The sequence below is a fragment of the Paraburkholderia ribeironis genome (assembly GCF_900019265.1).
Lineage (GTDB): Bacteria > Pseudomonadota > Gammaproteobacteria > Burkholderiales > Burkholderiaceae > Paraburkholderia > Paraburkholderia ribeironis.
The window spans coordinates 1-23,704 of sequence record NZ_CYGX02000108.1 but is presented as its reverse complement, the minus strand read 5'-3'; the positions used below and the strand labels follow the sequence as shown (position 1 = coordinate 23,704).

Annotated in this window: 20 protein-coding genes and 1 pseudogene; 8 read left to right on the top strand and 13 right to left on the bottom strand. The window is 65.7% G+C overall.

All coding sequences use genetic code 11. The annotated features are described in order from the left end of the window. Positions 1 to 274 precede the first annotated feature (274 nt). Positions 275 to 1,540, bottom strand: coding sequence for an MFS transporter (locus BN2475_RS30875; protein ID WP_094783179.1), 1,266 nt, complete (start codon positions 1,538 to 1,540; stop codon positions 275 to 277). Positions 1,541 to 2,062: 522 nt separating this feature from the next. Here BN2475_RS30875 and BN2475_RS30870 point away from each other — a divergent pair. Continuing rightward, complete coding sequence (locus BN2475_RS30870; protein WP_094783178.1) at positions 2,063 to 3,739, top strand: methyl-accepting chemotaxis protein; 1,677 nt, start codon at positions 2,063 to 2,065, stop codon at positions 3,737 to 3,739. A gap of 48 nt (positions 3,740 to 3,787) precedes the next feature. Here the strand turns inward: BN2475_RS30870 and BN2475_RS30865 are convergent, their stop codons facing one another. The 4 genes from BN2475_RS30865 to BN2475_RS30850 are packed head-to-tail and all read right to left on the bottom strand — an operon-like array spanning position 3,788 to position 8,732. Then, positions 3,788 to 4,663, bottom strand: coding sequence for an efflux RND transporter periplasmic adaptor subunit (locus BN2475_RS30865; RefSeq protein ID WP_094783177.1), 876 nt, complete (start codon positions 4,661 to 4,663; stop codon positions 3,788 to 3,790). A gap of 13 nt (positions 4,664 to 4,676) precedes the next feature. After that, the gene (locus BN2475_RS30860) at positions 4,677 to 4,877 is read right to left on the bottom strand and encodes a DUF1656 domain-containing protein (RefSeq protein WP_094783176.1); all 201 of its coding nucleotides are present in this window, start codon (positions 4,875 to 4,877) and stop codon (positions 4,677 to 4,679) included. Next, positions 4,867 to 7,077, bottom strand: a complete 2,211-nt coding sequence (locus BN2475_RS30855; protein WP_094783183.1) for an FUSC family protein — start codon at positions 7,075 to 7,077, stop codon at positions 4,867 to 4,869. Before BN2475_RS30855 ends, BN2475_RS30860 begins: the two co-directional genes overlap by 11 nt. 11 nt (positions 7,078 to 7,088) lie before the next feature. Continuing rightward, a complete protein-coding gene (locus tag BN2475_RS30850; RefSeq protein WP_094783175.1) occupies positions 7,089 to 8,732 on the bottom strand; it encodes an efflux transporter outer membrane subunit in 1,644 nt (547 codons plus the stop codon). 154 nt (positions 8,733 to 8,886) lie between these two features. Between BN2475_RS30850 and BN2475_RS30845 the strand changes: the two genes are divergently transcribed. Together BN2475_RS30845 and BN2475_RS34730 are read left to right on the top strand one after the other, a co-directional pair. Next, positions 8,887 to 9,825 carry a LysR family transcriptional regulator gene (locus BN2475_RS30845; protein WP_094783174.1) on the top strand — a complete coding sequence of 313 codons (939 nt, stop codon included), beginning with the start codon at positions 8,887 to 8,889 and terminating at the stop codon, positions 9,823 to 9,825. Positions 9,826 to 10,095: 270 nt separating this feature from the next. Further along, a complete protein-coding gene (locus tag BN2475_RS34730) occupies positions 10,096 to 10,254 on the top strand; it encodes a hypothetical protein (protein ID WP_162844506.1) in 159 nt (52 codons plus the stop codon). A 335-nt stretch (positions 10,255 to 10,589) separates the two neighbouring features. Here BN2475_RS34730 and BN2475_RS30835 read toward each other — a convergent pair whose 3' ends face one another. The 4 genes from BN2475_RS30835 to wrbA all read right to left on the bottom strand — a co-directional run bounded on the left by BN2475_RS30835 (position 10,590) and on the right by wrbA (position 14,274). Further along, entirely contained in the window at positions 10,590 to 11,396 is an 807-nt protein-coding gene (locus BN2475_RS30835; protein ID WP_094783182.1) for a metallophosphoesterase, read from the bottom strand. Positions 11,397 to 11,447: 51 nt separating this feature from the next. Next, the gene (locus tag BN2475_RS30830) at positions 11,448 to 12,866 is read right to left on the bottom strand and encodes an FAD-binding oxidoreductase (RefSeq protein WP_094783172.1); all 1,419 of its coding nucleotides are present in this window, start codon (positions 12,864 to 12,866) and stop codon (positions 11,448 to 11,450) included. Between the two features lie 65 nt (positions 12,867 to 12,931). Further along, positions 12,932 to 13,675, bottom strand: a complete 744-nt coding sequence (locus BN2475_RS36655) for a DUF2069 domain-containing protein (RefSeq protein ID WP_425435585.1) — start codon at positions 13,673 to 13,675, stop codon at positions 12,932 to 12,934. Next, positions 13,672 to 14,274: an NAD(P)H:quinone oxidoreductase gene (gene wrbA / locus BN2475_RS30820; protein ID WP_094783171.1), complete on the bottom strand. Its 603-nt coding sequence runs from the start codon at positions 14,272 to 14,274 to the stop codon at positions 13,672 to 13,674. The genes BN2475_RS36655 and wrbA overlap by 4 nt, the downstream gene beginning before the upstream one ends. Before the next feature lie 120 nt (positions 14,275 to 14,394). On the opposite strand from wrbA, the gene BN2475_RS30815 reads away from it, so the two are divergent. Further along, positions 14,395 to 15,708 (top strand): YihY family inner membrane protein, encoded by a 1,314-nt coding sequence (locus BN2475_RS30815; RefSeq protein WP_094783170.1) that lies wholly within the window; start codon positions 14,395 to 14,397, stop codon positions 15,706 to 15,708. Between the two features lie 49 nt (positions 15,709 to 15,757). On the opposite strand, the gene BN2475_RS30810 is transcribed toward BN2475_RS30815, so the two are convergent. From BN2475_RS30810 to BN2475_RS30800, 3 genes are all read right to left on the bottom strand, one after another. Further along, positions 15,758 to 16,078: an Mpo1-like protein gene (locus BN2475_RS30810; RefSeq protein WP_094783169.1), complete on the bottom strand. Its 321-nt coding sequence runs from the start codon at positions 16,076 to 16,078 to the stop codon at positions 15,758 to 15,760. 284 nt (positions 16,079 to 16,362) lie between these two features. Then, positions 16,363 to 17,193, bottom strand: a complete 831-nt coding sequence (locus tag BN2475_RS30805) for an alpha/beta fold hydrolase (protein WP_094783168.1) — start codon at positions 17,191 to 17,193, stop codon at positions 16,363 to 16,365. Beyond that, positions 17,190 to 18,512, bottom strand: coding sequence for an O-acetylhomoserine aminocarboxypropyltransferase (locus BN2475_RS30800; RefSeq protein WP_094783167.1), 1,323 nt, complete (start codon positions 18,510 to 18,512; stop codon positions 17,190 to 17,192). Before BN2475_RS30800 ends, BN2475_RS30805 begins: the two co-directional genes overlap by 4 nt. A 250-nt stretch (positions 18,513 to 18,762) precedes the next feature. Between BN2475_RS30800 and BN2475_RS30795 the strand changes: the two genes are divergently transcribed. The 4 genes and pseudogenes from BN2475_RS30795 to BN2475_RS34910 all read left to right on the top strand — a co-directional run. Beyond that, positions 18,763 to 19,224, top strand: coding sequence for a CBS domain-containing protein (locus BN2475_RS30795; protein WP_094783166.1), 462 nt, complete (start codon positions 18,763 to 18,765; stop codon positions 19,222 to 19,224). Between the two features lie 269 nt (positions 19,225 to 19,493). Continuing rightward, on the top strand, positions 19,494 to 21,431 hold the full coding sequence (locus BN2475_RS30790; RefSeq protein WP_094783165.1) for an MFS transporter: 1,938 nt from the start codon (positions 19,494 to 19,496) through the stop codon (positions 21,429 to 21,431). Between the two features lie 166 nt (positions 21,432 to 21,597). Further along, the gene (gene aroC / locus BN2475_RS30785) at positions 21,598 to 22,698 is read left to right on the top strand and encodes a chorismate synthase (protein WP_094783164.1); all 1,101 of its coding nucleotides are present in this window, start codon (positions 21,598 to 21,600) and stop codon (positions 22,696 to 22,698) included. Positions 22,699 to 22,825: 127 nt separating this feature from the next. Continuing rightward, positions 22,826 to 23,010 (top strand): annotated as a pseudogene (locus BN2475_RS34910) (ADP-heptose--LPS heptosyltransferase); the annotation flags it as partial. A 90-nt stretch (positions 23,011 to 23,100) separates the two neighbouring features. On the opposite strand, the gene BN2475_RS30775 reads toward BN2475_RS34910, so the two are convergent. After that, positions 23,101 to 23,704, bottom strand: a 604-nt coding sequence (locus BN2475_RS30775) for a 4Fe-4S dicluster domain-containing protein (protein WP_174642085.1), incomplete at its 5' end; no start/stop codon positions are given.

Genomic DNA, 23,704 nt, shown 5'->3' with positions numbered 1-23,704 from the left:
GGACAAGGCGGATTCATGGCGAGCGGCAGACCGGCCGCGGGGCCCGCGAGGCACGCGCGCACGCCATGCCAGCTCCGGCATGCGCATCCCGCGCGCTTTCGCCATGCCCGCCCGCCGCAAGCGCATCCCGCGCATTCGCCATGCCCGCCCGTCGCAAGCGCTGTCACGCTCATGCGCCATGCCGCCCGCCGCAAGCGCGGTCACGCTCATGCGCCACGCAAAAGAAAAAGGCGCCGCGGCGCCTCTTCCCTCGATACAAGCTCCGAACGACCGATCAGGCCTTCGCGCGTCTGCCCTCGACGTTCGGCAACAACACCGTCAGCACGCCGATCAGCGGCAGGAACGAACAGACCTTGTAGACGAACGCGATGCTGGTGGCGTCGGCTAGTTGCCCGAGGACCGCCGCGCCGATCCCGCCGAGGCCGAACGCGAAACCGAAGAACAGCCCCGCGATCATCCCGACCTTCCCGGGGATCAGTTCCTGCGCATAGACGAGGATCGCCGAGAACGCCGACGCCAGCACCACGCCGATAATCACCGTCAGCACGCCGGTCCAGAACAGGTTCGCATACGGCAGCAGCAACGTGAACGGCGCGACACCGAGGATCGACACCCAGATCACGTACTTGCGCCCGATCCGGTCGCCGATCGGACCGCCGATCACCGTGCCCGCCGCGACCGCTGCGAGGAACACGAACAGATGAACCTGCGCGGCCTGCACCGTCAGATGGAACCTGTCGATCAGATAGAACGTGAAGTAGCTGTTGATGCTGGCGAGGTAGAAATACTTCGAGAACACCAGCAGGATCAGCACGCCCATCGCGAGCAGGATCTGGTTGCGCGACAGCGTGGCGTGAGCCGCCTGGCCGCGCGCCTTCTTCACCGACGGATGCTGCTTGTACCAGCGGCCGATCTGCGTGAGCACGACGATCGCGACGAGCGCTGCCAGCGAGAACCACGCGATGCTGCGCTGGCCGTGCGGAATCACGATCAGCGCGGCGAGCAGTGGCCCGAGCGAGGTGCCCGCATTGCCGCCCACCTGGAACAGCGACTGGGCGAGCCCGTGCCGGCCGCCTGAGGCCATGCGCGCAACCCGCGACGATTCCGGGTGGAACACCGACGAGCCGCAGCCGACCAGCGCCGCCGCGACCAGCAGCACGCCAAAATTCGCCGCAACCGACATCAGCAGCAGCCCCGAGAGAGTGAAGCCCATGCCGACCGGCAACGAATACGGCTTCGGATGCTTGTCGGTGTAGATGCCGACGAGCGGTTGCAGCAGCGACGCGGTGATCTGGTAGGTCAGCGTAATCAGCCCGATCTGCCCGAACGACAGCGAAAAGTTGTCCTTGAGCATCGGGTAGATCGCCAGAATCAACGACTGGATCATGTCGTTGAGCAGATGCGAAAAGCTGATCGCACCGAGCACGGAGTAGACCGTGCGCTGGATCCTGGCGGCCGGTTGCGCGGCGGTGGCCGAGGTGGTGCCTGGATTGCCGGTGGACGCGCCGGCGAGGGCGCCTTTTTCGAGGCTCGTTTCCATACGCTAGTTGACGGAGAAAGGGTGGCGAATAACGACGGGTAAGAATTCAGCGGTGGCCGGCGTGGCGTGTCGCCTGTTGTGATGACTGCGGCATTTCGACGCGGCGTCCGGTGGTTTTAAGTGTTTGTCGAAGTTTAATGTGGCTTCCGTGAATTGTAAGGACAAGTTTTGTCGCGAATCGGACATTGGATCGGACGCTTAGGGGCAGATGGGCGCGCATCGGGGGCTGTGCGAATCGCGAGTCGCGCCCAGCGGCGCGGTATCAGCAGGCGCGCAGCGCGTGTGCTCCGTACCCATGCGGTCGGCCAGTCGTCCGACAAATACCGCTCGCGGATTTTTGGCCATGTATAAAGCGGTCGCGGGCGCGTGGCTTACAAAGCGGCGTGTCGAGGACCGGGCGATACACGATCAGCATGTGCGAGCGGCGTTAAAGATCGCGCACGTTGCTGCCGTAGACCCGGAGAGAAAAGCAGCAATGCCGGAATCGACCTTTCCGGCAGGTCTACACGTGGGGACGGGGATATGAAAGCAATTTCGCCGGGCGGCCGGCAAGGCGCGGGGTTCTTGACGGAACGACAGTCGGCAGGCAGCACGCCGTCGCGGAGCCAGCATGGCGGCGCGCCTGCGGTGAGGCTCAAGGGCTTGTCGGTGAAGGCGATGTTGCGCGTCGCGTTCGCGGTGCTGCTGATCGGCACGCTCTCGATCGGCGTGTTCTCGCTCGCGCAGATCAGCCGGGTGAATGAATCCGCGCAATCCATCTACGACCAGGGTCACGTTGCCAGCCGTGCGGCCGAAGAAGCGCGCGGCTACATGCTGCGCGCGAGCCGCGCGCAAAAGATGCTGCTGACCGCGACCACCGCGAAGGAGCGCGACGATCTCGGCGCCGACATCGACAAGGGGCTCGCCGGCCTCGCCGCGCAACTCGGCACGCTGCAACAGTACGTCGACACCGCCGACGCGCAGGCGACCGGGCAGCAGAAGGCGTTTGCGGCCGCAATCACCGCGTGGAGCGGCCATCTGCGCGATTTCGTGACGCTCGTGAAAGCGCAGCCGCTCGACCTCTCGCAGATGAACTGGCAAGTCGGCACGCAGGACGTGTCGCTGCTGGTCGAAACCGGCAAGCTCGAAAAACTCGTCGACGAACTGGTCGCGCAGCGCGGCACTGCCGCGAAGGCGACCATTGCCGCGTCCGGTTTCATTTATCACTCGTCGTTCGTGATGATCGCGGTGATGACGCTCGGGCTGATCGCGCTGGCGTTCGGTATCAGCGAATGGGTGGTGCGGCGTCTTGCCGGCCAGCTCGGCGGCGAGCCGGCGTACGCGAAGGAAATCGCCAGCCGGATCGCGGCGGGCGACCTGTCGAACCAGATCGCGCTGGGCCGCAAGGATCGATCGAGCATGCTGTACGCGCTGCACGACATGCAAAGCGGACTCGCGACGACGGTCTCCGATATCGCGTCGAGCGCGGACGCGATCGCGACGGCGTCAGGCCAGATTTCGATGGGCAACCTCGACCTGTCGCAACGCACCGAGCAACAGGCGATGGCGCTCGAACGCACCGCGAGCAGCATGGAGCAGTTGACCTCGACGGTGCGGCAGAACGCCGACAACGCGAGGCAGGCGAGCACGCTTGCCAACAACGCGTCGGAGATCGCGGAGAAGGGCGGCGCGGTGGTGAGCCGCGTGGTCGCGACCATGAACGACATCAACGACAGCGCGCGCAGTATCGGCGACATCATCGGTGTGATCGAGGGGATCGCGTTCCAGACCAACATCCTGGCGTTGAACGCGGCGGTCGAAGCGGCGCGCGCCGGCGAGGAAGGCCGCGGGTTTTCAGTGGTCGCCGCCGAAGTGCGCAACCTGGCCCAGCGCAGCGCCTCGGCCGCGAAGGAGATCAAAGGCTTGATCGATACGTCGGTCGCACGCGTGAGCAACGGCTCGACGCTGGCTCAGGACGCCGGCCAGACGATGGATGAAGTCGTCAAGGCGGTCAAGCGCGTCACCGACATCATGGGCGAGATTTCGGCGGCCTCGTCCGAGCAGAGCGCCGGCATCGAGGCGATCAATCTGGCGGTGACCCAGATGGACTCGGGCACGCAGCAGAATGCCGCGCTGGTCGAGCAGGCCACCGCCGCGGCCCGCTCGCTGGACGATCAGGCGCGCGGCCTGAAGGCGATGGTCGGCAAGTTCAGGCTGTAGGCGCGCCACGTCACGCCACGACACGCCACGACACGCCACGCCTCGCTTTCAGCTCGCGCTGGCGGCGCCGGGCTTCACGACCACCGTGCAGGTAATGCCCGCCGCCAGCACGACGCCGTCGGGCACGGAGTCGATCTGCACGCGCACCGGCACGCGCTGCGCGAGGCGCACCCAGTTGAAGGTCGGGTTCACGTCCGCGAGCAATTCGCGGCTTTCGGGATTGTCGCGATCGTAGATGCCGCGCGAGATGCTCTCGACGTGCCCTTGCAGCGTGCCGCCGCTCATCAGCCGGACTTCGGCCTTGTCGCCGATGCGTACGTGCGGCAGCTTGGTTTCTTCGAAGTAGCCATAGACCCAGAACGAGTGACTGTCGACGATCGCCAGCTTGGCGGCGCCGGCGCTCGCGTAGTCGCCGCGGAACACGCTCAGGTTCGTCACATAGCCGTCGACCGGTGACACCACGCGGGTGCGCGCGAGGTTCAGTTTGGCCGCATCCAGCGCAGCGAGCGCCTGCTGATACGAAGCCTCGGCGGCGGACGCCGTATGCGTCGCATTCTCGCGGCTTTCCTTCGACACCACCTGCGCGTCCATGTCGGCGCGCCGCTGCGCGTCGTCGCGCTTCATCTGCAACTCGGCCTTGCGCGCGGCCACTGCCGCCTGCGCCTGTTCGACCGCTATTTCGTAGTGCGATGGATCGATTTGCATCAGCAGATCGCCCTTCTTCACCAACTGGTTGTCCTTGACCGGCAGATCGACGACCGCGCCGGATACGTCCGGCGCGACGTTGACGATCTCGGCGCGCACGCGGCCGTCGCGGGTCCACGGTTCATCCATGTAATGAACCCACAGCACGCGTCCAATCAGGACCGCGACGATAAAAATAATGGCTGTCGCGGTGAAGCCCACAAGATTTCGGATGGTCATGTTTCGACTTTGATCAACGATAAACGGCGAGGCCCAGCACGCCGCACACACACACGAGCAGGCTGGCCCGGAACAAGGACGGATGCCACACGACGCGATACAGCCCCGTGTAGGCAATAACGCGGTCCAGCACCCAGGTCAGCGCGGCGCCCGCGATGAACAGCAGCACGATGGTCGGCACGTAGGCGTCCAGGACGGCGATATCACGTGGCATGAAGAACTCCTTCTGACGCGCTGGCGCGTCCTCTCATCAACGGTTCGAGCGGTGATTGCGGATCGAGCAGCGCGGTACGGATGAAATGCAGTTGACTCAGGATGCGTTGCAGTTGATGCCGCTCTTCGCGCGGCGGCGTGAAGCCGGCCAGCATCTGCTGGAGTTCGGCGATCGCAGCGGCGGTCGTCGCCAGCGCGCGGTCGAAGCGGTCTTCGCGCGGCCGCTCGAACAGCGCGCTCAGCGCGTCGCGCATCGTCTGCAACGAGACGCGCCACGGTGCCGAATCCGCGTAGCGCGCATCGGCCGGCAGCGCCGCCAGTTCGCGGCGCAGGTCGATTACCGCATTGCCCACTTCGAGCACCGAGAACAGCCAGCGCAGCGTGTCGCGTTTGAGCTCGGGCTCGTTTTGCGCGAGCGCGTTGATCTGGAACATCAGATCGCGTGCGCCGCTCTCGAAACGCGAGCGCACCCGCCGCATGCCGGCGCTGCCCGCCAGCACCACCTGGCGGCGCAGGTCTACCAGCAGGCGGTTGCGCAGCCACGGCGTCGACGGCGGCAGCAGCACCGCGAACGCAATCGACGACACCAGCATCGACAGCACCAGCGCCAGCGCATCGTTCATGAAGGCGCTCGGGTCGTAATGCATCACGTTGTCCGGGCCGGCGAGGAAACAGAAGAAGATGCTATAGCCGATGCCATAGCCGGCCAGCAGCGGGCGCGTGGTCATGAACACGCCGAGCAGCAGGAACGGCGCGAGCGCCGCGCATAGCAGCACGAAGCCGTCGATGTGCGGAAACACGCCATACACGGCGATCATTCCCAACACGGTGGCGGCCAGCGTGCCGCCGGCCATCTGGAACGCGGTGCGCTTCGGGTCCGGCGACGACGACGCCAGCGCGCAGATCGCTGCGGCGTTCAGCGTCAAGGTTGAGCCGCTGGGCCACGCAGTCGCGATCCAGAACGCGCCGAGCACCATCATCACGAGCGTGGCGCGCAGGCCCGCGACGCCCGCCGCGATGCCGTTCGTCTTCGGTTCGTAACGGTCGACCGAGCGTTCGCGCACATGTGTGTCGACGGCGAGCGACGCATAGGTGGCCGCGTAGGCGTGCAGATCGTCGATGAAGCGGTACAGCAGTTCCGCGCCGGTGTCGAAGTCGAGCAGCGGCGCATCGGCATGCGTTGCCAGCGCGGCGCGCGTCGCGCGCATGCGCCTGGGCAACTCGGCCTTGTAGGCGTCGAGTTGCGCGGCGGCGTGGGCGGCGTCGGCGGCGCTCAGCACCGGTTCGCCGGACTTCGCGAGCAGCGGGGCGATCTCCTTGAAGTACGGCTCGAGCGCGGCGACCGCATCGCTCGCGCCGCGCGTGCCGGCGGCGCGCAGCCGGTTCAGCAGTTGATGCAGCGCGTGAAAGCGCGTCGATGCGCTCATGAACTCGCCGTTCAACCGCGCGAGACGGCCGCTGCGCATGCGCGCATCGTGGCCTTCGAACACGGCCACGCTGCGCGCCGCTTCGAAGCCGACGATGTCGGCGACGAAGCGCGCATTGGTCGCTTCGATCTGCGCGCGGTCGTTGTGCCCGGCAAGCGATGCGGACACGTATTCGACGAAGGCCGAAAAACGCGCACGCACGGTGCCGCGCATCTGCATGCCGGCGAACTGCGGAAACACGAGGCCGCTCACCGCGCCCGCGCAGACGATGCCGATCACCACCTCGGCGACTCGCGTGAGCGCGCTCAGAAACGCGCCGTCCGGATGCTGCGAAGCGGGGATGCCGATCAGCGCGGCGGTATAGCCGGCCAGCACGAAACCGTACGAGCGGAAGTTGCGGTTGCGCGCGGCTCCCGCCGTGCAGATGCCGACCCAGATCGCCGTCGACGCGATGAACAGCTCCGGCTGCTGCGCGAACAGGCCGATCAACGCCAGCATCACGACCAGACCGATGAGGGTGCCACAAATCCGGTAGAAGCTCTTCGCGAACACCATGCCGCTTTGCGGTTGCATCACGATGAACACGGTGGTCATCGCGGTGCGCGGCTGCGGCAGATCGAGTTTCATCGCGATGCCGAGCGCGAGAAAACAGGCTGCCAGCGCCTTGAACATGTAGACCCACGTGAGGCCGTCCGTGCGCGCCCATGCGGCGACGGCCGAACCGAGCGCGGCGAACGACGCCGGGCGCGCGCTGGAGGAGGAAGAGGCTGACATGGCCGGCTTGCTCACTCGGATGCGGGCGCGTCGGTGGCGCTCGGCAGGTTTGCCACTGCGCTCACGCCGGTGCGGTTCGTGGATGGCACGGCAGGGGGTATGTTCGTGCGGCTCGCCGTGGCGGTTTGCGCTCGCGCATACGTGGGTTTGGCCACGGCATTGCCCCGACCCTTGCCGTGCGCCGGCAATGTTTCGTTGTCCTGCGGACCATTGGCGGGTTCGTCGAGTCCGCCGCCCAGTGCGGTCACCAGCGACGCATGCGCGCCGAGGCGCTCGGCCTGGATCTTCGCGACGCCTTCCTGCGCGCGCAGCAACTGGTTCTGCGCGACCAGCACGTTTAGATAGTCGGTCAGGCCGCGTCGATAGCCTTCGCGCGACAGCTCGTAATTCTTGCGGGCCGCCGCGACCGACCGATCGGCGTCGTTGGCCTGGGTCGCGAGCGAGCGGATGCGGATCACCTGGTCGGAGATATCCTTCAACGCGCCGACGATCGACTGGTTATAGCGCTCCACCGCTTCGTCATAGCCGGCCGACGCCGCGCCGAGTTCCGAGCGCAGCCGGCCGCCGTCGAAGATCGGCAGCGACAGCGCCGGACCGACGCTCCAGCTATGCGACGGGTTCTTCAGGAACTGGAACAGCGGCCCCATCGCCGCATAACCGCCGATCGACGCCAGCAGATTGATGTCCGGATAGAAGCTGGCCTTGGCGACGTCGATGCCGCGCGCCTGCGCGGCGACGGTCCAGCGCGCCGCGACCACGTCCGGCCGGTGGCCGATCAGCTCGGCGGGCAACGCGCTCGGCAAGCCAGCGGGCGTAGCGAGCGACAGCGTCGGGCGCTGGATCGCGTCGCCCGCGCCTGGACCCTTGCCGGCCAGCGCGGCCAGCTGATTGCGGCCCAGCGCGAGCTTTTCCTCGAGCGCGTCGATCTGGCGCTCGTACTCCGGCAGCGGCGTTTCGGCCTGGCTCACTTCGAGCTGCGTGCCGATGCCGCCCTTCAGGCGCCGGTTGGCGAGCTCGACGATCTGCTGCTGTTGTTGCAGCGTGGCCTGGGCGATGTCGAGCAACGCGTAGTTCATCGACATCTCGATGTACGCACGCACCACGTTGCCCTGCAGTTCGAGCTGCGCGGCGCGGGCGTCGGCGGCGCTGGCGTGGGCGGCGTCGAGCGCGCGCTCGGCGGCGTTTTTGTCCTTGCCCCACAGGTCGAGGTGATACGACAGACCGAGTGTGCCGGTGTTATTCCACGACTGTTCGCCAGCGAGCGGCCCCGGACCGTAGAACACGTTGTCGGGCCATTGCTTACGCTCGATCGACAAACTGCCGTTGACCTGCGGCGACAATGCCGACCGGGCGACACCCGCCATCGACAGCGCCTCGCGCACACGCGCCTGGGCGGCGGCGAGACTCGGGTTGCCGGCCTGCGCGGTTTCGATCCACTGGTTGAGCTGCGGATCGTTATAGGCGCGCCACCAGTCGACAGCCGGCCATTGGGCGTCGGCATTGGCGGCGCGGATGGCGTTGCCGGCGTCGAGCGAGGACGGCTCGATGCCGTGATCTTGCGGCGCGATGCCTCGGGTACTTGCGCATCCGGCTATTGTTAATAGGATCGTAAGAACTGCGGCTGCGGCGATCCCTTTTGGTACCGGAGACTGCACGATTTCCTCCAGAAATGACTATAGAAGCTTGTGCGTCATTATATTTTTTCATTGATTGAGGAATAACCGGTAAAGGTGCAAGGCATTCTTACTATTTATGAGACAATCTCCTTTGCGAATCGTGTAACAATCTCTACCGATCATTGAGGAAGGTATGGACACGCTTCAAAACATGCGCGTATTCGTCCGCGTCGTCGAAGCGGGCAGCTTCACGGGTGCCGCGCAGCATCTGAATACGACCACGGCTTACGCGTCGCGCGCCGTCTCCGATCTGGAAGCGCATCTGCGCACGCGCTTGCTGAACCGGACCACGCGCCGCATCGCGCTGACCGAGGCGGGCGAGCGCTATCTGCAGCGCTGCGAGCAGATTCTCGCGTACGTGGATCAGGCCGAAGCCGAGGCGAGCGACGCGCACGCGCGCCCGTCCGGCAAGCTGAAAGTTCACGCGATGACGAGCTTCGGCCAGCACTACGTGGTGCCGGCCGTCGGCCGTTATCAGGCGCTCTATCCGGACGTGCATATCGAGCTGACGCTCGCGCAGCGCATGCCCGATCTGCTCGACGAAGGGTTCGACGTATCGCTGACGCTTGCCACCGGCCTGCCGGATTCGGGGCTGGTGTCGCAGCGTCTGGGCAGCGCGTTCAGCATCGCGTGCGCGTCACCGGCCTACCTGGAGCGGCACGGTGTGCCGCAAACGCCGGCCGACCTCGCGCGCCATACCTGCCTGCACATGCTGTCGCCGGTGTCCCCGCCCGACCGCTGGACGTTCGATGGTCCGAACGGCGAGGAAACGGTGACGCTCGGCTCGACCATGTTTCAGGTGAACGTCGCCGAGGCGATGGCGGTCGCGGTGCGCGAGGGGATGGGCATCGGCCTGATCCCGATCTATTCGGCGATCAGCGGTCTGCGAAGCGGCGAGCTGGTGTGGCTGCTGCCGGAATACACGTCGCAGCAGATGAACCTGTATGCGCTGTACCCGTCGCGCCAGTATCTGGACGCCAAGATCCGCACGTGGGTCGAATTTCTGCGCGACGAGTTGCCGGCTACGCTCGCCGCCGACCAGGCGGAATTGCGGCAGTTCGCGCGTTCCTGAGGTTGCCGGGATCCAGCGGTTTGCCGGGGACGTGGCGAGCAGTCGGCGGCGACGGTTGACGCGGCGGACCGGCGTCGCGTGACAGCCTGTTACATATCTGCCGCGCCGCAACATTTCCTTACTTCCACGCCGCGGTCGATTTGCTAACGTGTGGCTCGTGGGCTGCCGCTTCGGCCGCTTCGGCCGCTTCAACCGCTTCAGCCGCTGCAGTCGGTCACGCCCGCTTCACTGCCGATCGGCACACCGCAACAACCGCAGAACGAGGAATTCATGGATACGCATCTGATGATCGGCGTGGCTGTCATGTTTGGACTGATCGGGGTCGCCGCATCGCGCGATCTGCTGCGCCGCCTGCGCGTACAGCAGCCGCAGCTGGTGCCGCTCAAGGCCGAGCGGCCGGAGTCGCAGGCACAACGGCGCGAGCGTTGAGCATTGGCCGCCGAGCGGTGCCGCACCTGCGCGGCGCCGGGGCGCGGTGAAAAACTTCCTTTTTGCCGGCGCGCGCCTGCTTCGACCACACATGGGCGAGCTCCGGAGGCGACTCCGCGTGGCGGGATTCGGCGGATTCAGCGGATCTAGCCGCGTACGGGGCGGGTTCCCCGGGTTGAGTTCCACCGGTTGAGTCGCCCTATGGCGCAAGCACGCCGGCAGCGCAGCACGACGGCAACGGACCACAACGACAGCGGACCACAACGACACGACCGGCCACCACAGCGTAAGGTGCGCCGTCCGCCGATGCCACCCAGAGCTGCCGCAAACCGGTGCTAGATCTCGACCACCTTATCCCATGTGAATTGCGGATTTTCCCATTGGCCAGTGCGCCGGTCGAAATAGCCGCGCGGATTGCAGACCACGCGCGTGCCGTTCACGGTGTAGTCGAATGACGTATGCGTGTGTCCGTGGATCCACAGCGCGACGGGCGCACGCACCAGCTCCGGCAGATGACTGACGAAGCCGGCCGACGCGCGGTCCTGCGCATAGCGTCCGGCGAGACTCAGCCGATGCGGCGCGTGATGCGTCACCACGATCGTCTTGCCGCCGAACGGTCTGGCGAGCTCGCTTTCGAGCCAGGCACGCGCTTGCCGGTGCAGCGCGAGCGAGTCGGCGGGCGTGAAGTCGCGCTCGACGTCGTGCGTGTCGTGAGGCCAGTTCATCTGGATCAGTCCACGGAAATCGAGCATGACCCGGCGGGCCGCGTCGATCGATTCGTCGAGCACGCCCGGCTGCGCGCCATACAGCGCGAAGTCGGTCCACAGCGTGGTGCCGAGCACGCGCCACCGGCCTTGCGGGTCGACCAGCGCGGCGTTGTTCAGCACATGCACGTTGTCGACCTGCGCGGCCGCGTCGAATAGCGCGCGTTCGAGCGCGCTGAACTCGCCGTCGTAGTACTCGTGATTGCCGGGCACATAGATCACCGGCACGGCACCGTCGAAGGTCTGCGCGGCCCAGCGCGGGCCGGCCGCGTGGTTGTGGATGTCGCCGGCCAGCACGATCAGATCCGCGAACGCATGCGGGATCAGCTCGGGCTCGTCGTTCTCCAGATGCAGATCGGACAGCACTCGAATCTTCACGGCCACGACTCCTGCAAGCGCCTCCACGTCAGAAGGCGGAGGCTTCAGTTATTAGCGTAGCACCTTGCCCGGATTCATCAGGTTCAGCGGATCGAGCGCGTGTTTGACGGCACGCATCAGTTGCACCTCGACGTCCTGCTTGTAATGCATGGCCTCGTCGATCTTCAGCTGGCCGAGCCCATGTTCCGCGCTGATACTGCCGCGATGCCGGTGCACGCTGTCGTAGACGATCTGGTTGATCGGACTCTGGTATTGCTCGAGAAACGCCTTCGCGTCGACGCCTTCGGGTGCCTGCACGTTGTAGTGCAGATTGCCGTCGCCGAGATGTCCGAACGTCACCATGCGCGAGCCCGGCGCCGCCTGCGCGACGGCGGCATCGGTCGTCTCGATGAATTCGCCGATGCGCGAGATCGGCACCGCGATGTCGTGCTTGATGTTCAGGCCTTCCGCGGCCTGGGCGAGCGGAATGTGTTCGCGCAGATTCCAGAACGCTCGCGATTGCGTGAGGTTTTCCGCGACCACCGCGTCCTGCACGAGACCGTCTTCGAGCGCGGTTTCCATCAAACGCTCGAACAGCGCACGTGCGTGTTCCTCGCTTTCACTGTCCGACAATTCCAGCAGCACGATTTGCGCGTGCGGCTCGGCGAACGGATAGCGCATCTGCTCGAAATGCCGGCCGACGAGGCGCAGGCAGAAATCCGACATCAGCTCGAAGCCGGTCAGGAGCGGCCCGGCGATGCGTTGCGCGAGCGACAGAAAGTCGAGCGCCGCATGCGGCGACGCCAGCGCGGCGAGCGCCGTGACCCGCGCGGCCGGCTGCGGATGCAGCTTGAGCACGGCGGCGGTGATGATGCCCAGCGTGCCCTCCGCACCGATGAACAGATCGCGCAGATCGTAGCCGGTGTTGTCCTTGCGCAGTCCACGCAGGCCGTCCCACAGTTCGCCTTGCGGCGTCACCACTTCGAGGCCGAGGCACAGTTCGCGCGTGTTGCCGTAGCGCAGCACGCCGGTGCCGCCCGCGTTGGTGGCGAGATTGCCGCCGATCGTGCAGCTGCCTTCGGCGGCAAGGCTCAGCGGAAACAGTCGGCCGGCCGCTTCGGCGTGCTTCTGCACCTGCTCGAGGATCACGCCGGCTTCGACGGTGATCGTGTTGTTGTGCGGATCGATGTCGCGCACGCGATTCAACCGCCGCAAGCTGATGACCGCCTGCGCGCCGCTCGCGTCGGGCGTGGCGCCGCCGGCCAGACCTGTGTTGCCGCCTTGCGGCACCAGCGCGACGCGATGCTTGACGGCGAGCCGCACGAGCGCCGCGACTTCAGCGGGCGTGGCCGGGCAGAGCACCGCACAGGCCGCGCCGGTGTAGCGGCGACGCCAGTCGGTGAGATACGGGGCGGTGTCGTGCGGATCGGTCAGTACCTGAGTTGCGCCGATGGCGTTGCGGCAGGCGGCGAGGAAAGCGGTTCGAGTCATGGTGATCGGTCAGCGGGTTCGGGCGGCGTGCCGGATGCAGTGTTGTAGGGAGCGGGGCGTGCCGGTCAGGCGTTCGGTTTGCGCTGCTGGTCGGGTTCGATTGTTGCCGGAGGTGCCGCTTCGGACGCAGCACGGGTTGCCGCGTCAGTTGGTGAGTGAGTTGATGAATGAGTTGATGAATGAGTTGATGAATGAGTTGATGAATGAGTTGATGAATGAGTTGATGAATGAGTTGATGAATGAGTTGATGAATGAGTTGCCGCGTGGCTTGCGGCCAGACTCGTGGCCTGACTCGCGCCCTGAGCGGTGGCCTGCTTCATGGCGCGTTTGGCCGCGCGCTTGAACGGTGCGACGTAGGCTAGCGCGCAGACGAAAAAGATCATGGCGAGCGCGGCTTGCAGCCAGCCGAGGCGCGCGCTCAATCCGTGATCGCTCCAGCCACGCACGACACCTTCGGCGAAATACAGCAGGATCAACATCGACGCCCATTGCAGCGTGTACAAGCGCCGCCGCCAGACGCCCGGCAGCGCGAGCACCAGCGGCACGGCCTTGAGCACGAGCGCCGAGCCGCCGGGGCGCAGCGGCGCGAGCCACCATTCCCACGCGACCGATAGCGCGATCAGTGCAAGCAACGCGGCGGTCGCACCGAGCGCGGCCGCGCGTGTGGCCTGCACGGGCATCACGGCGGCGCGCAGGTCCGCGGTCGTGGCGGCGCCGTCGCTCGCGGCCGAAGCGCCGACCGGGCCGACCAGGTTGACCGGGTCGACCTGGCTGAGCGGCTTGACCTGGTTCACGTCAGGCTCACTCACGGCCTTTCGCTCATGGATGCCGCCGTGCGTGCGACACGCGCGCCGAGGGCAATGGCGAGCGTCTTTTCATCGGCGGAGATGCCTTGGGACGCCGTGCCCGCGCGGGCGAAATGCGACGCGCCGTAGGGCGTGCCGCCGCTTTGCGTGGTGCTCAATGCGCTCTCCGTGTACGGGATGCCGACGATCAGCATGCCGTGATGGAGCAGCGGCAGCATCATCGAGAGTAGCGTGGATTCCTGGCCGCCATGCAGACTGCCGGTCGACGTGAACACGCAGGCCGGTTTGCCGGACAGCGTGCCGGATAACCACTGCGGCGTGGTGCCGTCGAGAAAGTACTTGAGCGGTGCGGCCATGTTGCCGAAGCGGGTGGGCGAGCCGAGCGCGAGCCCGGCGCATTCTTCGAGGTCGCGCAGTTCGACGTAGGGCGGACCTTCGGCGGGAATGTCGGGCTGTGTCGCTTCGCAGACGGTGGAAACCGCCGGCACGGTGCGCACGCGCGCCTGCATGCCAGGGATGCTGTCGACGCCGTGCGCGATCGCCAGCGCGAGCTCGCGGGTGGCGCCGTGACGGCTGTAATAAAGCACGAGAATGTCTTTCATAGGCCTCATCGGTGAACGGGTATTATAGGGGCTGGGTCCGCTCCACAGGCCGCACATGGCCGTTCGGCCAGGTCCCGCGAGCGCTCCGCAAACGCCGGTTCACGAAGCAAGGAGGTTGGTTTGTTGTCCAGGGTGCGTTTCGATCTCGACACGCTCAAAAGACTCGCGCAGTTCGCCGCGCAGCGCATAGGCGAAGACCGCATTCCACAGGTGGCGGGCAGCCTCACGTTCACGGCGATGCTGGCGCTTGTGCCGCTCGCCACGGTGGCGTTCGCATTGTTCACCGCGTTTCCGATTTTCAGTTCGTTCCAGGACTCGTTGCAGCTTTTTCTCGCCGACCACCTGATGCCCGCGCAGCTGAACAGTCAGATCTTCAAGTATCTGAACCAGTTCGCGTCGAAGGCCAAGGGGCTGACCACGATCGGCATGATCTTGCTGTTCGTCACGGCCGTGATGACCATGATGACCGTCGAATCCGCGTTCAACGTGATCTGGCGGGTGCGCAAGGCGCGGCCGGTCGCGCAGCGCATTCTGGTCTACTGGGCGATCATCACGCTCGGCCCGATCCTGATCGGCGTGAGCCTGTCGATTTCCTCGTATCTGTTCACGCAATCGATGACCTTCACGGCGGCCCAGCGCATCACGCCGGTCATCGAGTGGGCGCTTACGGGCGCGGCGCTGCCGCTGACGGCGCTCGCCTTCACGATTCTCTACGTCTACCTGCCGAACTGCCGCGTGGAGTGGCGCGACGCGGTGATCGGCGGCGTGAGCGCCGCGATCGCGTTCGAGCTTGCCAAGCGCGGCTTCGGCTACTACGTGCGCCGCATTCCGACCTACACCGCGGTGTACGGCGCGTTCGCCGCCGTGCCGCTGTTCCTGCTGTGGATGTACCTGTGCTGGTTCATTACGCTCGCGGGCGCAATGATCGCGTCCGCACTGCCGGCGATTCGCATCGGCCAGTTTCATCGGCCCACGTTCGACGGCAGCAATCTGTTCGACTCGCTCGAACTGCTCGCGTGGCTCTCGCAAGCACGCGACGCGGGCACGCGTGGCTACACGGTGCCGGAGTTGTCGCGCATGCTTCGCCGCGATATGGATACCACGCTCTACCTGCTGCAGCGGCTCGAGGAGACCGAGTGGATCGCGCGCCTGCAGGAGGACACCGCGGGTCCGCACTTCCTGCTGGTGGCGAACCCGGCGCAGGTCACCGTCGAACGTCTGTTCGACCTGTTCGTGATCGACCGGGCGGAACTCGCGTATCAGCTCGAACTGGAATCCACGCGCGTGGATGGCGGCACGCTGCTGGCGTCGCTGGACAACGACAAGCTGAAAGTGACGCTCGCAACCTTACTGGCGGCGCGAGCGGCGGCCAGAGCGGCCCGTGCCGGACAGAACGAGCGCGCCACGCCTTCCATGCCGCATCAGGCGGCTTGACTTGAGGCAGGACATCTCGCTGAAGCAATCGCGTGAGCGCATGCGCCACCTACAGCGAAATCCTGCCGACGCAAATATCCTTGAACATCATCCAATCGCCCATCAGGCTATAAATCGGATGACGGAAGGTTGCGGGCCGGTTTTTCTCGAAGAAAAAATGTCCAACCCATGCGAAGCCGTAGCCGCAGATCACGGCTGCCGGCAGCCATAGCCAGTCGCCGGTCGCGAGCGCCATGGCGAGACAGCCGATCACGCCGAGCGATCCCACGAAATGCAGCCGCCGCGAGACCATATTGCGATGCTCGCTCAGATAGTACGGGTAGAACTCCGCGAAACTCGCGAAGTGATCGGTGTGTGCGGTATGAGCCATGACGGCCTCCGGGAATGCACGCTGCTCGACTCCGTGCCCGTCGCTTCCAGTTGCTTCGCAGCGTGACGGCACGCCGTGTGCGCGCGCCCGAAGCAGGACAGGCTTGAGTCAATTGTCCGGCTATCGGGTCTTGCGTGCAACCTGGCCATTCGGCCGATGGCGCGGCTCGTTCCGAGCGCTTATCGTGATGACTCGCGTGGTAACTCGCATGACGACTCGCATGACGACTCGCATGACGACTCGCATTTCGACTCGCGCTGCCTCACAGCCTCATCACAGCCTCATCAGGCTTCGCGAGGCGCACCGCAGGCGAAGCTGAACAGCGCGTCGAGCGTGGCGTCGGGTTGCTCGGTCATCAATGCGTGACCTGCTTCGAGCATCACGGTGTCGACCCGCACGCCCGCCTGCGCGAGCGCGTCGGCAAGCGCCCTGGCGGCGCGCGGCGGCGTCATCGCATCGCGCCGGCCAACCAGCAGACGTGTCGCGCAGCGAACCTGGGCGGCGCGAGCGAGGCCGTCTGTGTAGGTGTGGCATGCGGTGAAGTCGGTGTGGAACAGGTGCGCTTCGCCGCGCGCCGAGACGCGCTCCATCAGCCGCTGGTTCATGCCGTGCAGCCAGAAGCCGGGCCCGGGGCAGGAAGGCTTGGCCGCGAGCGTCGCATGCGACCACTGGTTGACCATGTCGATCGCCTCGGCTTCGCGATGCAGCGCGGCGTCGAGCAAGGTGTCGGAGACGGTCATCGGCATGGCGGTGGCGAGCAGGGCGAGATGCGTCGCGCGTTGTGGGTAGCGGCCGGCGAAGTCGAGTGCGATCAGCGAGCCCATGCTGTGGCCGGCCACGAATGCGCGCTGCACGCCGGCGGCGTCGAGCAGGGCGGCGAGCCATTCGGCCAGCGCCGGCACGGTGGTGAGAGCCGGACCGGCGCTGCGGCAGTGTCCGGGCAGATCCACCGCCAGCACGCCGAAGCCATGGTGAGCGAAGTAACGGCTTTGCAATGCCCACACGCTGTGGTCGTGTTCGGCACCATGGATGAACACCGCGGCCCGCAGACTGGCGTCGAACGGTTTGCCGCCGGTGTACGCGTAGGCCGGCCGGCCTTGAACGGTGACGATCATGCGGACTCCGGGCGGGACTGGGCAGCGGCGCCGCCCGATTTTTGCGCGGCCTTCAGCGCGCGTTTGAGATCATCGATCAGATCGTCGGGATCTTCGAGTCCGATCGACAGGCGGATCGTGCCTTCGGCGATGCCGGCGGCCGCGAGTGCGGCGGCGTCCATCCGGAAATGCGTGGTCGACGCAGGATGGATCACCAGCGAACGCACGTCACCGACATTGGCGAGATGTGAGAACAGCGACAGCGCTTCGATGAAGCGGCGGCCGGCGGCGCGGTCGCTGCGCAGGTTGAAGCTGAACACCGCGCCCGCGCCGCGTGGCAGCAGACGCTGTGCGAGCGCGTAGTCGGGATGCGTCGGCAGCTCCGGGTAGGCGACCGTTTCGACGGCGGCGTGAGCGGCCAGGAACTCGACCACGCGACGCGTATTCGCGACATGCCGCTCCATGCGCAGAGGCAGCGTCTCGATGCCTTGCAGCAGTTGCCACGCGGCCTGCGGATGCAGGCACGCGCCGAAATCGCGCAGGCCTTCGCGGCGTGCACGTAACAGGAATGGCGCGACCGTGCTCTCCTCGGCGAACACCATGCCGTGGAAGCCCTCGTATGGCTCGGTGAACTCGGGAAAACGCCCCGACGCGTCGAAGTCGAACGTGCCGCCATCCACTAGCACGCCACCAATCGTCGTGCCGTGGCCGCCAAGGAATTTGGTGGCCGAGTGATAAACGAAGTCGGCGCCATGTTCGAACGGCTTGAGCAGGTACGGCGTCGTGAAGGTCGAGTCGACCAGCAGCGGGACGTGATGCTCATGCGCGATCTGCGCGACGGCGGCGATATCGAGCACGTCGAGGCCGGGGTTGCCAAGTGTCTCGCCGAACAGCAGCCGCGTCGTCGGGCGCAACGCGGCGCGCCACGCGTCGATGTCACCGGGCTTGACGAAGGTCGTCTCGATGCCGAAGCGGCGCAGCGTGTAGTGCAGCAGATTGTGCGAGCCGCCGTACAGCGCGCTGGAGGCGACGATATGCGAGCCCGCGCCCATCAGCGTGACGATCGCCAGATGCAACGCCGCCTGGCCGCTGGCCGTGCCGATCGCGCCCGCGCCGTTCTCCAGCGCGGCCACGCGTTCCTCGAACACGGCGACGGTCGGATTCGAAATGCGCGAGTAGACGTGGCCGGCGCGCTCCATGTTGAAGAGCGCTGCGGCGTGGTCCGAGTCGCGGAACGAAAACGAGGTAGTCTGGTAAATAGGCGTGGCGCGTGCGCCAGTCGCGGGGTCGGGGGCAGCGCCGGCATGCAGCGCAAGCGTGTCGAAACGGTTGGCGGACATCGTCGGTGGCGGGGCCACGAGCGGCCTCGCGAAGGGTGAACGTGGCGGCCATCCTATCACCGGCAGGCGTCGCTTCAAGCGCGGTTTTCCCGATGCGCATGCGCGAGACAGGCGTGAATTCGAGACGGCAAACGTCCGCTGAAACCCGCTGAGCCTTGGCGGGCGGGCCGCTTTCCTTTTATGGGCCTTTCCGCTAGGATCGAAAGTCATTGATACATTATCAGCTTGGCGGGCGCCACGGAGACAGATCATGCGAGTCAGCGACATTCTCAAAGTCAAAGGCAACACCCTTTTCACGGTCACACCCGAGACCATGCTGCATGACGCAGTCAACACGATGGCTGAGCACGATATCGGCTCGCTGGTGGTGATGGAATATGGCGATCTCGTCGGCATGCTGACGTTTCGCGAAATCATTCTGACGCTGAGCAAGAACGGCGGCAGCGTTGGCACCTCCACGATCCGCAAGGTCATGGACGACCATCCGCTCACCTGCACACCTGAAACAGACGTCAACGAAGTTCGCCGCATGATGCTCGAACATCACGTGCGTTATTTGCCGGTGATGGAAAGCCGCACGCTGATGGGCGTGATCTCTTTTTACGACGTCGCGAAGGCGGTGGTCGAAGAACAGGGCTTTGAAAACCGCATGCTCAAGGCCTATATCCGCGATTGGCCGGAAGAACAGCAGGAACAACAGCCGGCGCGTTGATGCGCGCTGACTTACCGGCGCTTCGGCGGTTGCTGTGAGCGCGAGGATGCAGGCAAGGCGTGCGCGCAAGCGTGCGCTTTTTTTGTGTCCGGTCGCGTTGCGCTCGGGTCGTCGGAACGGGTGGCCGCGCGTGTGGCTGAACAGGCTGGCGCGATGTTGCGTGTCGTGAGTCGCCTGCGCGGTGGGCTACCCGCGGTGAGCCGCCTGCGCGGTGAGCCACCCGGGGCGCTTTCTTCGTCGTTGCTTTTCTGGGCCGTTTCCCGAACTTCATGAGCGATCGTCCGTTGCCTGCCGCGCGCCGCACCTCCCGCGCGCAAGAGGCGCATGAATCACAGTTCCGGCTGCTCAGCCAGCGCCGCTTCGCGCCGTTTTTCTGGACGCAGTTCCTCGGCGCGATGAACGACAACGTCTTCAAGATTGGCTTCACGTCGCTCGTCACGTACCAGGCGGCACGCTTTTCCGGAGTCGATCCGAAAACCGCCGCGTTCCTGATTTCGGCGATTTTCATTCTGCCGTTCGTGCTGTTGTCGGCCACCTCCGGCCAGATCGCTGACAAGTACGACAAGGCCATGCTCACGCGCTTCGTCAAGAGCTTCGAGATCGTCGTGATGCTGATCGGTGGCGCGGGTTTCTGGATGCATAGCGCGCCGCTGCTATATCTGTGCACGTTTCTGATGGGCGTCCATTCGACCGTGTTCGGGCCCGTCAAGTACTCGTATCTGCCGCAGCATCTGTCGAGCGCGGAGCTGGTCGGCGGCAACGGCATGGTCGAGATGGGCACGTTCGTCGCGATCCTGCTGGGCACGATCGTCGGCGGGGCGGGTGCGGGTCTCGCTGAACACGGGGCGGTGGTGCTGGCCTGCGCGTGCATCGCGATCGCGCTGGTGGGACGCGTCGTGTCGAGCCTGGTGCCGGCGACGCCCGCGCCGCAGCCCGAACTGCGCATCAACTGGAATCCGGTCAGCGAGACGTGGCGCAACCTGAAGCTCGCGCACGAAAACCGCACCGTGTTCCTCAGTCTGCTGGGCATTTCCTGGCTATGGTTCGTCGGCGCGACGTTTCTGTCGTCGTTTTTCAGCTTCGCGAAAAACGTGCTGTCCGCCAATCCGGACGTCGTGACCGTGCTGCTCGGCACGTTCTCGATCGGCATCGGCGTCGGCTCGCTGCTATGCGAGAGGCTCTCGAAGCGACGCATCGAAATCGGGCTCGTGCCGCTTGGCTCGATCGGCATGAGCGTGTTCGCGATCGACCTGTTTTTCGCGAGCCACGCGTTGCCGCCTGCGGCGCATCTGCTGAGCGTCGGCGAGTTTCTCGGACGGCTCGCGCATTGGCGCGTGCTGGCCGATCTGTTCCTGCTCGCGATGTTCGGCGGCTTCTACAGCGTGCCGCTCTATGCGCTGATCCAGAGCCGCAGCCAGCCGAGCCACCGGGCGCGCATCATCGGCGCGAACAATATCCTGAATTCGCTGTTCATGATCGTTTCGGCGCTGATGGCAATGGGTCTGACCGCGGCCGGCTTCGGCATTCCGGTCATCTTTCTGGTGACCGCGCTGCTGAACATCGTCGTGGCGGCCTACATCTATTCGCTGGTGCCCGAGTTCCTGCTGCGCTTCATCGCGTGGCTGCTGGTGCACACGTTCTACCGGATTCGCCTCGTGCATGCCGAGCGGATTCCGCAAGAGGGCGCGGCCGTGCTCGTGTGCAACCACGTGAGCTTCGTCGACGCGATCGTGATCATGGCCGAAAGCCCGCGGCCGATCCGCTTCGTGATGGACCACCAGATCTTCCGCTCGCCGTTCGTGGGGTGGCTGTTTCGTCACGCGAAAGCGATTCCGATCGCGCCGGCGCATCAGGACCCGCAACTGCTCACGCATGCTTACGAGCGTTGCGCGCAGGCGCTCGCCGAGGGCGACCTGGTCTGCATCTTCCCGGAAGGCAAGCTCACCCGTACCGGCGAGATGAATCCATTCCGTCACGGCGTGACCGAGATAGTTCGTCGCACGCCGGCGCCGATCATTCCGATGGCGCTGCGGGGCTTGTGGGGCAGCGTGTTTTCTCGCGCCGCCGACGCGCGCTGGCCGCGGCCGATCCGCACGGGCGTCATGAGCCGGCTGAGTCTCGCGGTGGGCGAGCCGATCGATCCGGCGCAGGCGACGCCCGAAAAGTTGCAGCAGGTCGTTGCCGAGTTGCGCGGCGCGCGCAAGTAGCGGTCCGCAGCGGTCCGCAGCGGTCCGCAGCGGCCCACAGCGGCCCACAGCGGCCCGCGCACGCGCACGCGCCCTGGCCGATCGGCCAGAAGCGCCACGCGACGCGGTCCCCAGGCGATGGGGCTGGCATAATAGCGGTCTCCCCGTATTTCTTTGGACGACGCCCATGTCCGGCAACACGCTCGGTACGCTTTTCACTGTCACGACCTTCGGCGAATCGCACGGCCCCGCTATCGGCTGTGTGATAGATGGCTGCCCGCCGGGCATGGCGCTCAACGAAGCCGACATCCAGTTCGAACTCGACCGCCGCAAGCCCGGCACGTCGCGCCACGTCACGCAGCGCCAGGAGGAAGACAAGGTCGAGATCCTGTCGGGTGTGTTCGAAGGCCACACCACCGGCGCGCCGATCGCGCTGCTGATCCGCAACACGGACCAGCGCAGCAAGGACTACGGCAACATCGCCGAGACGTTCCGCCCGGGCCATGCCGACTACACCTACTGGCAGAAATACGGCATCCGCGACTATCGCGGCGGCGGCCGTTCGTCGGCGCGTTTGACGGCGCCGACGGTGGCGGCGGGCGCGGTCGCGAAGAAGTGGCTGCGCGAGAAGTTCGGCACTGAGATTCGCGGATATATGGCCGCGCTCGGTGAGATCGACGTGCCCTTCGTCGACTGGGCGCACGTGCGCGAGAATCCGTTCTTCGTGCCGAACGCCGGAATCGTGCCGCAGCTCGAAGCGTATATGGACGCGCTGCGCAAAGACGGCGATTCGATTGGCGCGCGCATCAATGTCGTGGCTTCCGGCGTGCCGGTCGGCCTTGGTGAGCCGCTGTTCGACCGGCTCGACGCCGACATCGCGCACGCGATGATGGGCATCAACGCGGTGAAGGGCGTCGAGATCGGCGCGGGCTTCGCGAGCGTCGCGCAACGCGGTTCGGTGCACGGCGACGAACTGACGCCGGAAGGCTTTGTCGGCAATCATGCGGGCGGCGTGCTCGGCGGTATTTCGACCGGTCAGGACATCACGGTGTCGATCGCGATCAAGCCGACTTCGAGCATTCGCACGCCGCGCCGCTCGATCGACAAGGCCGGCCAGCCTGCTATCGTCGAAACGTTCGGGCGACATGACCCATGCGTCGGCATTCGTGCAACGCCGATCGCCGAATCGATGCTCGCGCTGGTGCTGATCGATCACGCGCTGCGTCATCGCGCGCAATGCGGCGACGTCGTCGTGAGCACGCCGAAGATCGCGGCGAGCGCGCCGTAAGCAGCGCTCCTGAACGCCACCGTAGCCGCGGCGCCGGCAGTGCCGTTCCCATGGCCGGTCTGAACACCGGCTGGCGGATAGCCAGCTCGCGGCGCTGTGCGCTCGTGCCGCCGCGCCACGGTCCGTTGCGTTGCGGGCGAATCCGGATCCGGTCGTGACCATCGATAGCGGGCCCGCGCATCTGGCGGGGGCGCTCGGCGTCCCGACCTGTCTGATGATTGATCGCGTGCCGGCGCGGTTCTGGGGGATGAATCGCCGCTGACCGCCTGGTACGATTCGATCGAACTAATGCGGCAGCCGCGGCTCGACGCGGGAACGGATCAAGGCGATGGCGTGTCGTTGACGCAGTCTTCGCAGCGCAGGATATTCAGAAAGCGCTGCGAAGACCGACACGGGATCCGATCACATATTCGGATAGTTCGGCCCGCCGCCGCCTTCCGGTGTGACCCACACGATGTTCTGCGTCGGGTCCTTGATGTCGCAAGTCTTGCAGTGCACGCAGTTCTGCGCGTTGATCACGAGCCGCTCGCTGCCGTCGTCGTTCTTGACGAATTCATACACGGCGGCCGGGCAGTAGCGCGACTCCGGACCGGCATAGGTCTGCCAGTTCACGTTCACCGGCACCGACGGATCCTTCAGCGTCAGATGCGCCGGCTGGTTCTCCTCATGATTCGTGTTCGAGATGAACACCGACGACAGCCGGTCGAACGTCAGCTTGCCATCCGGCTTCGGATACTCGATCGGCTTGCACTGCGACGCCGGTCTGAGCATCTCGTGATCCCAGTGCTGGTGATGCAGCGTCCACGGCACATTGCCGCCCAGCAGCTTCTGCTCGATGCCGACCATCAGCGTGCCCAGATACAGGCCCTTGCTCATCCACTGTTTGAAGTTACGTGCGCGATACAGCTCGGTGTGCAGCCACGAAGTCCTGAACGACTCAGGGTAAGCAGCGAGTTCATCATTGTGGCGGCCCGCCTGCACCGCATCGAACGCGGCTTCGGCGGCC

Bases quoted from the DNA above. Each gene is read 5' to 3' on its own strand.
- BN2475_RS30800 (WP_094783167.1), bottom strand. From the start codon at position 18,512: ATGTCCGCCAACCGTTTCGACACGCTTGCGCTGCATGCCGGCGCTGCC.
- BN2475_RS30805 (WP_094783168.1), bottom strand. From the start codon at position 17,193: ATGATCGTCACCGTTCAAGGCCGGCCGGCCTACGCGTACACCGGCGGC.
- BN2475_RS30790 (WP_094783165.1), top strand. From the start codon at position 19,494: ATGAGCGATCGTCCGTTGCCTGCCGCGCGCCGCACCTCCCGCGCGCAA.
- aroC (WP_094783164.1), top strand. From the start codon at position 21,598: ATGTCCGGCAACACGCTCGGTACGCTTTTCACTGTCACGACCTTCGGC.
- BN2475_RS30870 (WP_094783178.1), top strand. From the start codon at position 2,063: ATGAAAGCAATTTCGCCGGGCGGCCGGCAAGGCGCGGGGTTCTTGACG.
- BN2475_RS34730 (WP_162844506.1), top strand. From the start codon at position 10,096: ATGGATACGCATCTGATGATCGGCGTGGCTGTCATGTTTGGACTGATC.
- BN2475_RS30810 (WP_094783169.1), bottom strand. From the start codon at position 16,078: ATGGCTCATACCGCACACACCGATCACTTCGCGAGTTTCGCGGAGTTC.
- BN2475_RS30845 (WP_094783174.1), top strand. From the start codon at position 8,887: ATGGACACGCTTCAAAACATGCGCGTATTCGTCCGCGTCGTCGAAGCG.
- BN2475_RS30865 (WP_094783177.1), bottom strand. From the start codon at position 4,663: ATGACCATCCGAAATCTTGTGGGCTTCACCGCGACAGCCATTATTTTT.
- BN2475_RS30830 (WP_094783172.1), bottom strand. From the start codon at position 12,866: ATGACTCGAACCGCTTTCCTCGCCGCCTGCCGCAACGCCATCGGCGCA.
- wrbA (WP_094783171.1), bottom strand. From the start codon at position 14,274: ATGAAAGACATTCTCGTGCTTTATTACAGCCGTCACGGCGCCACCCGC.
- BN2475_RS30860 (WP_094783176.1), bottom strand. From the start codon at position 4,877: ATGCCACGTGATATCGCCGTCCTGGACGCCTACGTGCCGACCATCGTG.
- BN2475_RS30875 (WP_094783179.1), bottom strand. From the start codon at position 1,540: ATGGAAACGAGCCTCGAAAAAGGCGCCCTCGCCGGCGCGTCCACCGGC.
- BN2475_RS30855 (WP_094783183.1), bottom strand. From the start codon at position 7,077: ATGTCAGCCTCTTCCTCCTCCAGCGCGCGCCCGGCGTCGTTCGCCGCG.
- BN2475_RS30795 (WP_094783166.1), top strand. From the start codon at position 18,763: ATGCGAGTCAGCGACATTCTCAAAGTCAAAGGCAACACCCTTTTCACG.